12 protein-coding genes and 1 pseudogene are annotated in these 13765 nt (G+C 67.7%); 3 read left to right on the plus strand and 10 right to left on the minus strand.

The genetic code is table 11. From position 1 onward, the window contains the following. Positions 1–62 precede the first annotated feature (62 nt). From proC to ACPCUW_RS27065, 5 genes are all read right to left on the minus strand, one after another. Positions 63–881, minus strand: coding sequence for a pyrroline-5-carboxylate reductase (gene proC, locus ACPCUW_RS27045; RefSeq protein WP_063018570.1), 819 nt, complete (start codon positions 879–881; stop codon positions 63–65). 48 nt (positions 882–929) lie between these two features. Then, positions 930–1826 (minus strand): thioesterase family protein, encoded by an 897-nt coding sequence (locus tag ACPCUW_RS27050; protein WP_082857429.1) that lies wholly within the window; start codon positions 1824–1826, stop codon positions 930–932. A 118-nt stretch (positions 1827–1944) separates the two neighbouring features. Further along, entirely contained in the window at positions 1945–2808 is an 864-nt protein-coding gene (locus tag ACPCUW_RS27055) for a sugar phosphate isomerase/epimerase family protein (RefSeq protein WP_063018568.1), read from the minus strand. 50 nt (positions 2809–2858) lie between these two features. Beyond that, a complete protein-coding gene (locus ACPCUW_RS27060; RefSeq protein ID WP_423427945.1) occupies positions 2859–4502 on the minus strand; it encodes a hypothetical protein in 1644 nt (547 codons plus the stop codon). A gap of 108 nt (positions 4503–4610) precedes the next feature. Further along, positions 4611–5606, minus strand: a complete 996-nt coding sequence (locus ACPCUW_RS27065) for a Ppx/GppA phosphatase family protein (protein ID WP_051756436.1) — start codon at positions 5604–5606, stop codon at positions 4611–4613. A 186-nt stretch (positions 5607–5792) separates the two neighbouring features. Between ACPCUW_RS27065 and ACPCUW_RS27070 the strand changes: the two genes are divergently transcribed. The 3 genes from ACPCUW_RS27070 to ACPCUW_RS27080 all read left to right on the plus strand — a co-directional run bounded on the left by ACPCUW_RS27070 (position 5793) and on the right by ACPCUW_RS27080 (position 7673). Further along, complete coding sequence (locus ACPCUW_RS27070; RefSeq protein ID WP_423427957.1) at positions 5793–6614, plus strand: hypothetical protein; 822 nt, start codon at positions 5793–5795, stop codon at positions 6612–6614. 42 nt (positions 6615–6656) lie between these two features. Further along, complete coding sequence (locus ACPCUW_RS27075) at positions 6657–7280, plus strand: NADPH-dependent FMN reductase (RefSeq protein ID WP_423427948.1); 624 nt, start codon at positions 6657–6659, stop codon at positions 7278–7280. Positions 7281–7343: 63 nt separating this feature from the next. Then, complete coding sequence (locus tag ACPCUW_RS27080; RefSeq protein WP_030516182.1) at positions 7344–7673, plus strand: hypothetical protein; 330 nt, start codon at positions 7344–7346, stop codon at positions 7671–7673. A 95-nt stretch (positions 7674–7768) separates the two neighbouring features. Here ACPCUW_RS27080 and ACPCUW_RS27085 read toward each other — a convergent pair whose 3' ends face one another. The 5 genes and pseudogenes from ACPCUW_RS27085 to ACPCUW_RS27105 all read right to left on the minus strand — a co-directional run. Beyond that, complete coding sequence (locus ACPCUW_RS27085; RefSeq protein ID WP_030516181.1) at positions 7769–8458, minus strand: response regulator transcription factor; 690 nt, start codon at positions 8456–8458, stop codon at positions 7769–7771. Then, positions 8455–9705 carry a sensor histidine kinase gene (locus ACPCUW_RS27090; protein WP_030516180.1) on the minus strand — a complete coding sequence of 417 codons (1251 nt, stop codon included), beginning with the start codon at positions 9703–9705 and terminating at the stop codon, positions 8455–8457. The genes ACPCUW_RS27085 and ACPCUW_RS27090 overlap by 4 nt, the downstream gene beginning before the upstream one ends. A gap of 380 nt (positions 9706–10085) precedes the next feature. Then, positions 10086–12137, minus strand: a complete 2052-nt coding sequence (locus ACPCUW_RS27095) for a CocE/NonD family hydrolase (RefSeq protein ID WP_063016280.1) — start codon at positions 12135–12137, stop codon at positions 10086–10088. Positions 12138–12559: 422 nt separating this feature from the next. Beyond that, positions 12560–13297 carry a phosphoglyceromutase gene (locus tag ACPCUW_RS27100; RefSeq protein ID WP_063016293.1) on the minus strand — a complete coding sequence of 246 codons (738 nt, stop codon included), beginning with the start codon at positions 13295–13297 and terminating at the stop codon, positions 12560–12562. 79 nt (positions 13298–13376) lie between these two features. Then, positions 13377–13765: pseudogene (locus ACPCUW_RS27105) on the minus strand (hypothetical protein); the annotation flags it as partial.

Raw genomic sequence — 13765 nt, forward strand, 5'->3', positions numbered from 1 at the left:
GGGTGGGAGAAATAGCAGTGTCACCAGCGGATGTCACGTCACACCCGGCGGCCACTCCGCGGTTACTCGCCGGTCGCCCCCTGTTCGGCCGAGCGGCGCTTGGCCGCGTGCAACGCCTCCCAGAACGCCGAGCGCACGCCGCCGCGCTCGAGCTCACGCACGGCCGCCGCGGTGGTCCCCGCCGGCGAGGTCACCGCGGCACGCAACTCCGCGGCATCCTGACCGGACTCCTCCAGCAGCGCCGCCGAGCCGAGCATGGTCTGCACCACCAGTTCGGTGGCCACGTCCCGCGTCAGGCCGAGGCCGACGCCGGCTTCCACCATGGCCTCGACCACCAGGAAGAAGTACGCGGGTCCCGAACCCGACACCGCGGTCACCGCGTCCATCCGGCTCTCTGCGACGGTGACGACCCTGCCGACCGCCCCCAGCAGCTCCGAGACCGTATCCAGCTCGGCGGATTTCGCGTAGCGCCCGGCCGCGATCGCGCTCATGCCCTGGCCGACCAGCATCGGGGTATTCGCCATGACCCGCACGACCGGGAATCCGGCGGGCAACTTCGACTCCACCCGGGCGGTGGTCACACCGGCGGCGAGCGACACCAGGATCTGATCGCGATCGTTGTCGAGTTCGAGTTTGCCGAGCTCGGTCAGCACGGCGTCGACATCGTGCGGCTTCACCGCTACCACCAGCACATCCGCACCCGCCGCGGCCTCGGCCAGACTGTCGGTGACCCGAATGCCGAACCGCTCGCTCAACACCTGCGCGCGGGTCGTCACCGTCTCGACCACGACCAGATCCTTACCCGGCCGCCCGGCCTCGAGCAGCCCGGCAATCAACGCCTCGCCGATCCGTCCGCCACCGATCACCGCAATTCTCGTCATGAGGCCCAAGGCTATCCGTGCGCGGCGGCCGACGCGGGGCAGGGGCGATCAGTGGGAGCGGGGCAGCGGAATCAGCGCGAGCTGGCGGGTCTGCGCAACCACCGCGCCCGTGCTGTCGAGGACCAGTTGATCCTCGTCGAACATGCGCTCCCCGATTTCGTGGGCGGTCGCGATCACCCGCAGCCAGCCCGGCGCGGGCCGACGCCGCAGATAGGTGGTGAGCTGCACGGTCGGGGCCCAGCCGAACCGGCCCATGTTCATCGGCACGGGCGGGCTCATATCGCCCGCCATCATGGCGAAATACGCGGCGACGTCCGGATCGCTGCCGTCGGCGGCGCGCGGACGGATCCACAGGCGCAGCCGCGGCTCGCCCCGCTCGCCGGACAGGAACGGCGCCCAGGCCGGATCGATCGCCACCGAGGCGCCTCGCGAGACGTTGACCAGCCGGCCCATCGGAGAATCCGGCGCGTCGTAGCCCAGGGCCTCGGCGGGCGGTTCCGGCGGCATATCCGCCACGGTCTCGCGCCGATAGGCCGGTTCCGCGTCGTCGAGGTGGCCGAAGGTGAACGCCGAATGCACCAGCGTGCGACCACCCTGGACCAGATCGGCGTCGACCAGGCAGATCTGGCGGCCCGTCTTGCGGATTCGGACCTCGTACTCGACCTCGCCCGGGTCCGGGGCGCCGAGGAAATCGGTGCTCGCCGCGATCGGGAACATCTCGGCCAGATCGGGATGCGCGGTGCGCAACCGGGTCGTGGCGGCGGCCGCCGACGAGGCGACCATGGTGCCGCCGTGCAGCTTCTTGCCGATCGTCCACACCGGGTCGATGACGCCGCGATAGCGCGCGAACTCGGCGGAAACCTCCACCTCGGTCACCGCGCACACGCGGCTGAACGGTGCGTCGTCCAACTCCGGCCGTACCGTCTCGACCGCCAGTTCCGTCACCCGCCGCTCCTCTCCGTGGGCCCAGCCGGCTCCGGCCCGGCTCGTACACCGTATAAGTCTGCCGGACGGTCGCTCGATTCCCTACCGGGTGTGACGAAGCTGTACGGGCACAGGCCGATCAACCCTGCCGGGTCTGTTCCCGCCCCGGCACCGGCTGCAAATTGTTCAGATGTGTGCGCGCGAACCGCAGCGCTCGCCCCAGCATCGCCGCGCGGTCGGCGGTGGTCCGTGCGTTCTGGGTGTTCACCTCGATCACGGCGTGACCCCGGAAACCGTTGCGCACCAACGATTCACACACTTCCACACAGGGTTGCCCACCCTCGCCGGGAATAAGGTGCTCGTCGTGGGCGGCGCCGCGGCCGTCGGCCAGGTGCAGGTGCGCCAGACCGCCGCCCATGCGGTCGGCCAGCGTCAGCGCATCCATCCCGGCGGTCGCGGTATGCGACAGATCCAGGGTGTAGTGCCGGAAGCCGGTATCGGTCGGATCGTAGGACGGGCTGAACGCGGTCACGGAAAGTCCCGGTCCACCACGGCGTTCCAGCCGGCGCGCCGAACCGGAGCGGCGTCCGAACAGCGTGTCGGCACGCATGGGGAACATGTTCTCCACCGCGACCACGACCGGACTGCTGTCCTCGAGTTCGCCCACCTGCTGGGCGAAGCCCTCCGCATAACGCCGCTGCCAGCGGAAGGGCGGATGCACCACCACGGTCGCCGCCCCCAGCGACTCCGCCGTCCGCACACTGCGTTCGAGTTTGGCCACCGGGTCGGCACCCCATACCCGCTGCGAGATGAGCAGACAGGGCGCGTGCACGGCCAGCACCGGCACCGCGTACCGGCGCACATACGATTGGACCGTGGCGATGTTCTGGCTGGCCGGCTCGGCCCAGACCATCAATTCCACGCCGTCGTAACCCAATTCCGCGGCATACCGGAACGCCGCCTCGGTGTTCTCCGGATAGACCGACGCCGTCGACAACCCCACCTGAACGGTGGTCCCCACCTGACCGCTGTGCCCCACTTGCTGCTCCCTGCTCAGTTCGTGCTGAGAAGAAAGGCTAGCGGTCCGAGCGTCACGAAGATGCCCACAACGACCGCGATCACCGTGCTGAGGATGTCGTCGGTGCGGCGCAGCACGCGAACCAGCGCGACCAGACCGAGAATCACGACCATCGCCAGCACCAGAGCCAGGAACGGCATGACGTCCCACATCTGCTCGAAGCCCTTGAACAGCAACATTCCCGCGACCGCCGCGCCGACGGCCTGGCCGCCGAGGATCATCCACTGCCGCCGGTTGAGATCCTCGACCGAGCCGCGGCGGGACGCCGGTCGGCTCAGCTGCGGCAGTCTGTCGCGCAGGGAGAAGCTGCGCGGGGCGGCCCGGCGCCGACGCGGGGCGGACTCGATCTCCTCGTCGTCGAGCAGATCGTCGTCGTAGTCGTCGTCGGGTTCCTCGAGTTCGACCGGTGCGTAGAACTCGGTGCGCGCCTCGGCCGGATCGAGGAGATCGATCACCCCGCGGCGCGGACCGCGATCGCGGCGCGCATCGGCCCCGCGCCGCTCCTCACGCGCTCCGGCATCGCGCAGCAGATCTCCGGCAACGGTCTGCCCGGACAGCAGCGGCTGCTCCCGGGCGGCCAGCGACCATCCCGGCGACCGGTCCTCGGCCGGCTCGTCCGGGTGGCCGCCGGATCCGGGTTCGTCGAAATCCCGGGGAGCCGAAGCCGGAGCACCGGGCCGCCGCCGCGCCGACCATGCGGGAAGTCCCTGGCGGGCGTCGGCGCCGTTGCGGCCGCCTGCGGGTGCCTCGGGCGCGCCCGACCCGTCGCGCCCCGGCTTGGCACCGTTGCGGCGCGGCAGGTCGGCGCGTCCCGGTGTCGGGAAGTCGGGCGCACCGAATTCACGACCTGCCGGAGCGCCGAATTCGCGGTGCGGAGAGGGGGTTTCGGGCGAGCGAGGCGGCGCCCAGGCCGCGGTCGGCGGCGTGGGGTCGGTTCCCATGCCGCCCTGGAACGGCGGCACCATCACGGTGTTGCTCTCGTCGGGGTCCGGCCGGTGCCGGCGCCCGGGACGCCCCGAATCCACCGGTGTCTCGGGAGCGGCGAACGCACCCGCCGCCTCCCGCTCGGCCAGCGCCTCCCGCAATTCGCGGCGGGCGCGGCGACCGGTGGGCGCCGGCGCGGCATCCGCACCGTACGGCGCGGGCGCACCCTCCGGCGCGGCGTGCCGGGTGGAATCGGGCTGGGCGCCGTATCCGGCAGCGTCGTATCCGGGGGCCGCGCCGAACTCCGGCGAGGAATATCCGCCCGGAGAGTCGAACGAGGTGGGCTGGAAGCTGTTCGCCGCGTACCCCGACGGCTCCCAGGAATTCGGCGCGCTCGGCGGCTCCGGAGCGGCGGCCAGGGGATCGTAGAAACTGATCGGGCCGGACAGCGGTGATTCGGCTTCGTATCCGGGTACCGAGAGCTGGAAGTCCGGCATCGGTTCCGGATCCGGTTCGGCCTCCGGAGCGGCGTGCGAGGAGGAGCCCTCCCGAACCGCCGGCAGGTCGCCGGTCAGGTCGGTGACCGCGATGCCGCGTCCGCCTCTGCGCCGGCGACCGCCGCCCGACGCCGGAACTCCCTGGCCGTTGCGCGCCAGCAGTTCGGCGACCGACAGCTGGGTCGAATCCTCACTCATGCCGGCTCCTTTCGGTCGTGAACGGGCTGCGGCGCGGGGACGCCGGGCTGCCGCCTCCGCTCCTGCCGTTCACGACGGTCCTTTCCGATTGACCGCTTCCCGCATCGATCATCCCGATACGGCCTCGGTCGGGCCCGGCACTCCGATGGGCCGAGTACTACCCGGACCCGGGTCGCTACCCAGGTCGGTATCCAGTTTGCGCAGGATCAGTCCTTCGCGCAGCGCCCACGGGCAGATTTCGAGCGTATCGAGGGACAACGCCCGCATACTCGCCTCCGCTACCAGTGCGCCGGCCACCAATTGCTGGGACCGGTCGGAACTGACACCTTCCAATTCTGCGCGATCGGCGGCGGTCATCCGAGAGATGAATGCGATCAACTGCCGCAGACCGGAACTGGTGAGACTACGCCGCACACGTGGTCCCGCGGCCGAAGGGGCGGCTCCGGTCAGCCGGGCCAGCGAGCGGAAGGTTTTCGAGGTGCCCACCGCCAGATCCGGACGCCCGACCGCGAGCAGTTGTTTGGCCGGTATCACCAACTCGGCGTCGAGCCAGTCCCGCAGCACCGCCACCCGGCGCTTACCCGGCGGATCGCCGTTCAGCCAGTCTCTGGTCAGCCGGCCCGCCCCCAACTGCAGCGACAACGCCGCGTCGGGCGCCTCGTCACAGCCGTTGCTCATCTCGAGCGATCCGCCGCCGATGTCGAGATTCAGAATGCGTCCCGCGCTCCACCCGTACCAGCGCCGCACCGCCAGGAACGTCAACCGGGCCTCGTCGACACCCGAGAGCACCCGCAGATCGACACCCGCGCGCGAGCGGATCTGGGCCAGCACGTCATCGGAATTGGCCGCCTCCCGCAGCGCCGAGGTCGCGAACGGCATCAGCTCCACACAGCCGGAAGTCTTTGCGATACTGGCGAATTCGGTGATCGTCTTGGTGAGCTTGGCCGCGCCCTCGGGCGTGATACAGCCCGCGTCGTCCATATTCTCCGACAGCCGCAAGGTGGCCTTCGTCGAGCTCATCGGCATCGGGTGCCCACCCCGATGCGCGTCCACCACGAGCAGGTGGACGGTATTACTTCCCACATCGAGAACACCGAGCCGCACATGAATACGGTACCGGGGTCGGTGGAGGCACCGGAGGACGAATCGGAACTCCCCTCACCACACCAGCCCGGAACTGGGGCTCGAGCGGCAAAGCTGTTAGCGTCTGGCGATGTGACCGCAGGAGCATCCGCGCCCACCCCCGTCTCGCCGGACACGACGTCGGCCGGGCTGCGACCAGCTGCGAAGATGGATCCGGCGCCGGAGGTCGATCTCGACTTCCCCCGGGAGTGGATCGAATTCGTCGATCCGGCAAATGCCGAGCATCTGATCGCGGCCGATCTCACCTGGCTGCTGTCGCGCTGGACCTGCGTCTTCGGCACGCCCGCCTGCCAGGGCATCATCGAAGGCCGCCCGGACGACGGCTGCTGTTCGCACGGCGCGTTCCTCAGCGACGACGACGATCGCAAGAAGCTGGCCAAGGCCGTGAAGATGCTCACGCCGCAGGATTGGCAGCTGATGGACGAGGCGCGCGATCGCGACGGCAAGATCCGCAGGAAGCTGTATCTGGAAGAGGACGAACTCGACGACGAGCCGGCCATCCGCACCCGCCGCTACGAGGGCGCCTGCATCTTCCTCAACCGCCCGGGCTTCGCCGGCGGAATCGGTTGCGCCCTGCACACGATGGCCCTGCGCAAGGGCATCGAGCCGCTGACGGTGAAGCCCGAGGTGTGCTGGCAGCTGCCGATCCGGCGCACGCAGGACTGGATCGACCGGCCCGACGGCGAACAGATCCTGCGCACCACCATCACCGAATACGATCGGCGCGGCTGGGGCCCGGGCGGTTTGGATCTGCACTGGTACTGCTCCGGCTCGCCCGACGCGCATGTCGGCAGCCGCCCGGTCTGGCAGTCCTACGCGCCCGAACTGATCGAATTGATCGGGCAGCCGGCCTACGACGAACTGGCCCGGCACTGCCGCCGTCGCGAAGGACTGGGCCTGATCGCGGTGCATCCGGCGACGACCGCCGCGCGCGAGAAAGCGGAAACCGAACCGAACGGGAATATCTGATCCGCCAACCCATTTCGTAGGAATATGGGTAACGCGCCGGGTATGCCGGCATCCGAGTCCTCCGTTGTCGAGCACGAATCCGCGGGAACCGATTCCGCGCCGGGATCACGCCCGGGCGCGCCCCGGATTCTGTTGATTTCCGGAAGTACCCGGCCGGGTTCCACCAACACCGCCGCATTGCGAACCTTCGCCGATCTCGCCGCGCCGGCATTCACCGCGGAATTGTTCACCGGGTTGGTCGAGATTCCGGCCTTCGTGCCGGGCGATCAACCCGCCCCGCCGGCGGTGCGGGCCCTGCGTGAACAACTCGCGGCCGCCGATGCCGTGGTGTTCTGCGCACCCGAATACGCGGGATTCATTCCCGGCAGTCTGAAGAATCTGCTGGAGTGGACCGTCGGCAACGCGGATCTGCACGAGAAACCGGTGGCCTGGATTTCGGTGGCGGCCCCCGGACGCGGTGAAAGTGCGATCACCTCGCTGCGCACGGTGCTGGGATATGTCGGCGCGGTGGAAATCGAATCGGCGTGCCGGCGAATTACCGTACTGAGCGCCATGGTCGGGGCCGACGGAACGGTTTCGGACGCGGCCGTGCGACAGGCTCTCGCCGAATCGGCCGCCGCGATCGGCGCACATCTTTCGGCCGCGGCGGCGCCGCGGGAATTGTGAAGTACCTCTGTACGGTCATCGGCTCGCCATGCGCGCTTCACATACCCGTGATAGGTGTAGGTCATGATGAGGAAATTCCTGGCTACTGCCGCTCTCGCCGCGGGTGCGGCCCTCACCCTCGCTCCCGCCGCGCACGCCGACCCGATGACCGATCCGGCCAACTACTCGCTGCAGAACGACAACTTCGTCGCCTACAACGACCCGGCGGCGCTGTCGGCGAAGGACAACGGCAAGCAGGTCATCGTGAGCCCCTACGGCACCTCCAAGCCGATCGCCTGCCACGACAACACCGCGCCGCTGGACGACTGCTGGCAGCGTGACGACTTCGGCTGGTTCCAGCTGCAGAAGCAGGAGCTGCCGCAGATCGGCATCGCCTGGGTGCACGTCGTCTAACAGAACCCTCAGCAGCTCGGCGTCGATCAGCTCAGCGTCGATACGGAAAAGCCGCGAGGCCCTCGGGCCTCGCGGCTTTCTCGTACCGGCGAGAATCAGGCCTCGAGTTTGTACCCGAGCCCGCGCACGGTCACCAGATGTTCGGGCTTGGCCGGATCGGCCTCGATCTTCGAACGCAGCCGCTTGACGTGGACGTCCAGGGTCTTGGTGTCGCCGACGTAATCGGCACCCCAGACGCGGTCGATCAGCTGGCCGCGGGTCAGCACCCTGCCGGAATTTCGCAGCAGGTATTCCAGCAGATCGAATTCCTTCAGCGGCAACGTCACCGATTTGCCGTTGACCTGCACGGTGTGGCGATCCACATCCATGCGCACCGGGCCGGCCTCGAGGACGCCGCTCTCGCCGGACCCGTCCATCTCCTCACCGGCGCCGCGGCGCAGCACCGCCCGGATGCGGGCGATCAGCTCGCGTGAGGAGTACGGCTTGGTGACGTAGTCGTCGGCGCCCAGTTCCAGGCCGACCACCTTGTCGATTTCACTGTCGCGGGCGGTCACCATGATCACCGGCACACTGCTGCGGGTGCGCAGCTGCTTGCACACGTCGGTGCCGCTCATCCCGGGCAGCATCAGATCCAGCAGGACGATGTCGGCGCCGGAGCGGTCGAATTCCGACAGCGCGGATGGCCCGTCGCCCACGACCGTGACCTCGAAGCCCTCCTTGCGCAGCAGGAACGCGAGCGGATCGGCCAGCGACTCCTCGTCCTCGACGATCAACACACTGGTCATCGGGTTGCCTCCACACCGTTTTGTCCGGTCCGCCGGCGCGGACCGTCGTCGTTCTTGCCCACCCCGATTGCGGTGGGGCTCTTCCTCTCCGCCGGGGCGGCGGAATTCTGGTTGCCTGATTCGACCGCGGGAATACGCAGCGTGAACGTGGAACCGGTGCCCAATTTGCTCCACAACGTGATTTCCCCGTTGTGATTGGCGGCCACGTGTTTGACGATAGCCAGCCCGAGTCCGGTTCCGCCGGTGGCGCGCGAACGCGCCTTGTCCGCGCGGAAGAAACGTTCGAAGACCCGTTCCTGGTCTTCCTTGGCGATACCGATGCCGCGATCGGTGACCGCGATATTGACGTGCCCGTTGCGCAGCGATCGGCTCACCGATACGTGCGAGCCCTTCGGTGAATAGTTGATCGCGTTCTCGACCAGATTCGACAGCGCCGTCACGAGCAGAGTTTCGTCGCCGAGTATTTCCAGTCCACTGTTGGCATCGGTGCTGACGGTGATTCCGGCGGCTTCGGCGGCGGTACGCGACCGTTCGATCGCGGCATTGACCACGGTATCGACGTCGACCGCCTCGAGCTGCGGCAGCTTTTCGGCCCCCTGCAGCCGCGAGAGCGCGATCAGCTCGGTGACCATCTTGCCCATCCGGTTCGATTCGCTGACCAGACGCTGCCCGAAATGCCGCACCGAATCCGGATCGTCGGCCGACTCCAGCATGGCCTCGGCGAGCAGACTCATGGCGCCGACCGGGGTCTTGAGCTCATGGCTGACATTGGCGACGAAATCCCGGCGGGTGGCCTCCATGCGGGCCTGTTCGGAGTCGTCGTCGGCGAACAGCACGACGAAGTTCGAATCACCGCGCGAGAGCGGGCGGGCCACACCGCGCACGGCGATGCTGTTGCGGCCGGGCAGCGGATTCTTCAGCGTCTGGTCGAACTCGACATCTTCGCCGGTGGCGATCACCTTCTCCACCGCCGCCCACGCGCGTTCGTCCAGCAACCGGTTGCGGACCAGGCCCAGTTCCTCGGCGCGCGGATTGACCAGCACCACGTCGCGATATTCGTCCACCACGGCGATGCCGCTCTCGGAGGCCAGCACGATCAGATCCAGGACCTGCGACATGGTCAGGCCGGATTCGGCCGCGCGACGCTCGGCTTGCCTGGCGTTCATGTACGGGATGACCAGGCCACCAACGGCCAGACCGACTACGGCCGCGAGGACTGCAAGCAGCACGGCCTGGGGAACGCTCACATAGAGAATCGTACGGTCGCGGACACGTACTCCAAACCCGGGTTGACGAAGTTTCGCGCAGGTCACGGCTGATTCCGCGATCGTTGGCCGGGTGTTCACACAAAGTTGGCCGAGCCCCGGATCGGCCCCGACCGGCGGTTTTCGGCCGCCTGGCAATGGTCGCGCGAACAGTTTTCCTTGCGGCACCGCACATCTGGAGTCCGCGCGAATCGCGCGTGAACACCTCCGGCGTGTCGATCCGCCGCGGCACTCGTCCAGCGACCCGCGCCGAGTGTGAGGTGCGCCTCAATCTCGCGCCGCCGACACCGGCCGGAGACGAAAAGTCCCGGGTACGTACGCCGTTGTACGTTCCCGGGACCGTCGGGGAGCCTCCTACCGGCTCACCAGCCGGAGTCTCCCTTGACCGGGATGTTCACGAAGCTAGGGGCATTCGGATCCAGTTGCAGGTGTTCGGGTTTTAGGCCGGTGTCCGCTAGCATCGGCGCGATCGGCAGGCCCTTGGGGAAGTTGCCGGCGAACACGTCCACCCGCAGGCGATGGCCGGGCGCGAGGACGGCCTGCGTGGCGGGCAGCGCGATGTTCAGTTCGGTCACTTCGCCGGGAACCGTCGGCTGCCGCTTGTCCAGCGAGGTGTAGGCCCGCGGGTCGGTGTAGTCGCCGTTCTCGGACCGGGTGCTGTTCGCCTCGTCGACCTCACGTAGCGAGGCCATCAGTTGCCCCGAGGACAGCACGGTCGACTGCCCGTCCGGCGCGACGTCGTTGACCGTCACCGTCCAATACCCGTCGGCGGCGTCCTGAACGGTATTGAGCCGCACCGCGATCGGGCCCGAGATGGTGGTCTCCCCGGCGACCGGGGCGCTGGTGAAGGTCAGCGCGTTGGTTTCCGCGATGCGCGAGTCCTTGCCGCAGCCGTCGATGACGGCGAGCACACCGGCGGTCGCCTGCGCGGCATCGTTGGAGCACAGCGTGGTGAGCCCGGGCGCCACCGTCAGACGTGTCGGCGCACCGGTGAATTCGCCGGTCAGCGAGCCGTCGTAGACACTGTTCGCGGTACCGCTGCGGTCACCCGACAGGTACATGCGACGGTACTTCGCGGCCTCCTCGGCCGGCGCCGACGGTCCGAAACCGCCCTGGGTGATCCAGCCGCCGCCCTGTTCGCGCAGCGTCACCGGACCGTAGGTGTCGATGCCGTTGTCGATTCCCTTGAGCCACTTGTCGAACCACGCGCGCTGCAGTACGTCCAGCCGCGGCGGCAGACCGGGCTTGCCGTACTCGTTGCCCGAGTTGAGGTGGTAGGTGTTGCCCATGAACAGTTGCTTCTGCCCGGGCGGGAGCGGAATCCGGTTGTAGATCTTGGATTCGGAGTAGGTGAACAGATCGTGCCACCCGCCGGTGACGAAGGTCGGCACCTGAATCCGGCCCGGATCACCGATCCACGCCTGCCGTTCCGAGGACATGTCGTTCAACATGTTCTTCACCCGCGGATCGAGGGTGTTCATATCGGTGTTGGTGTAGGCGCTCAGCAGTACATCCATATAGGTGTACGGATCGCTGATCCGGTCGTTCAGCCACGTGCTGTCGAATTTTCCGGTCACGATCGACTGCACGTCCGGCACCCATTTGAGGGTGTTGATCGCGGTGAGCCACAGCGGAATGAAGTTGAACCCGAAGCCGCCGCCGGGGGCGAGAACATCGTCGACCAGATCGCTGCCGGGCACCACCGGGAAAATCGCCTTCAGCGCGGGCGGCTGCTTCTCCGCGACCTGCACCTGATTGATGCCCGAATAGGAAATGCCGGTCATCCCGACCTTGCCGTCCGACCACGGTTGCCGCGAAGCCCAGTCGATCACCTCCACGGTGTCCTGCTGCTCGCGTTGGCGCAACATATCCCATTCGCCCTGCGAGAAGCCGGTGCCGCGGACATCGACCACGACCTGGGTGTAACCGCTCTTGATCAGCTGCCGGTCGACGGAGAAGTTGCGCAGCTCGCCGCCGCCGAAGGCCTTGGTCAGATCGGTGACCCCGGACAGCGCGGTGCCGCTCATGTCGATCTGGCGGAACAACCCCAGCAGCGCATCGGACAGCCCCGGCACCGAGCCCGCGTGGTCGGCCAGATTCGAGACCAGTTTGGTGTAGGGCGTCATGTTCACGACGACCGGCGTGCGGGTGTCGACCGGACGGCTGGCGGCATCGGCGGGCCGGTACACATTGCCCTTCAGCACCGTGCCGTCGCTCATGGTGATCGGCACATCCCAGTCGATGTGGATGTTCGGATACTGCTGCGGGCCGTCCTCGGTGGCGGTCCACGCGGCGCCGGCGGCGCCGCCGTCCGGACCGGTCGCGACGGGCCCGGCCTGAGCCGGAGTGGCGAAGAACGGGACGGTCACCGCGGCGGCGACGGCAGCGACTGTGGCGCGTAACGCGTACTTCATCGAACGTGATCCGCCTCTCGAAATGGTCGAACGCCCGAGAGTGTATCTACTGCGGAGTAAGTTGCAAACCAGCGGTTACAACTTCTGCAAGAAAAAACTCTCAACTTCTCAGCCCCTCATCCACGTCGATGACCAGCGGAAAGCCCGGCGGTTTACCTACCGGAAGTTATCCACACCACTCCCCACCGGCCCGGACGCTACTACCGGCGGTGCGCATCGGGGCACGAACCGCCGCGCGGCAATTCGATAGCTACGAATCGGCAGAAGAGATGCAGCTCACAAAACGCTGAGTATTGCATATTCATACGCGCGACAGAGGGAACTTCGACATTCGGAAACCGTACGCACGCAGCGGGTTCGAGATATACGACAACGCGCCGCGGTCGATGACCGCGGCGCGTCGAAAAGTGCGGGAATCCGGTTTATTTACCGCCCTGGCTCGCGACCGCGGCCGCACCCGCGGCTGCCGCCTCGGGGTCCAGATACGCCGCGGGACCGATCGGACGCAGATTCTCGTCCAGTTCGTAGCGCAGCGGAATACCCGTGGGAATGTTGAGGCCGGCGATATCCTCGTCGGAAATACCGTCCAGATGTTTCACCAGTGCGCGCAGCGAATTTCCGTGCGCCGCAACCAGAACGGTCTTTCCGGCCACCAGATCGCGGGAAATCGTGGACTCCCAATACGGCACCATGCGGGCGACGACGTCCTTCAGGCATTCGGTCGCCGGCACGTCGATACCGGCGTAGCGCGCGTCGCCGCTCTGGCTGTATTCGCTGTCGGCCTCGATGGGCGGGGGCGGGGTGTCGTAGCTGCGGCGCCACATCATGAACTGGTCGTCGCCGTACTGATCGCGGATCTGCGCCTTGTTCTTACCCTGCAGCGCGCCGTAGTGCCGCTCGTTGAGCCGCCAGTCGCGGACCACCGGAATCCAGTGCCGATCCGCGGCGTCCAGGGCGATATTCGCGGTGCTGATCGCCCGGCGCAGCAGCGAGGTGTAGACGATATCGGGCAGTATGCCGTGCTCGGCCAGCAGTTCACCGGCCCGTTTGCCCTCGGCGACACCCTTGTCGGTCAGGTGCACATCCACCCAGCCGGTGAACAGATTGAGAGCATTCCATTCGCTTTCGCCGTGGCGCAGCAACACGAGGGTGTACGTCATGCAGGTCATGCTAGCGGGGCCGCGTCGGCGAATTTCAGCTGCGCCGGATCGGGCGCTCGCGGCGGCCGCGAGCCGCGACCTACCAGCTCACGGTCAGATCGTAGGCCGTCAGAATCGCCTGCAGGGCCGGGTTGATCGGCGGAGGCAGTACCTCCACGCCCGGATCCGCCGACGTGACGAGTCCGTTGGAGGTGTGCGCGAGTCCGGTCCGGCGCAGCCAGATGGCCCAGCAGTCCCATTCGCTGCCGTGCCGCGAACCGTAGGCGATCCCGTGCGCGAGGCTGTCGTCGTCGAGCGTGATCTGCCAGATCCGAGTGGAGATCGCCGTCGTGAGCCAGCGCTCGCCGCCGCGCAGTTCGGCGACCGTGACCTCCCGCAGGCCGCGCTCCACGAGTGCTATCGGGGCATATCGCGCGATCGCCGAGAGGCTGGAGGCCGCCTCGATATCGATGAACCATCCGTGCGTCG

Origin of the sequence: Nocardia sp. AB354 (genome assembly GCF_049538315.1) — a bacterium.
GTDB classification, from domain to species: domain Bacteria; phylum Actinomycetota; class Actinomycetes; order Mycobacteriales; family Mycobacteriaceae; genus Nocardia; species Nocardia nova.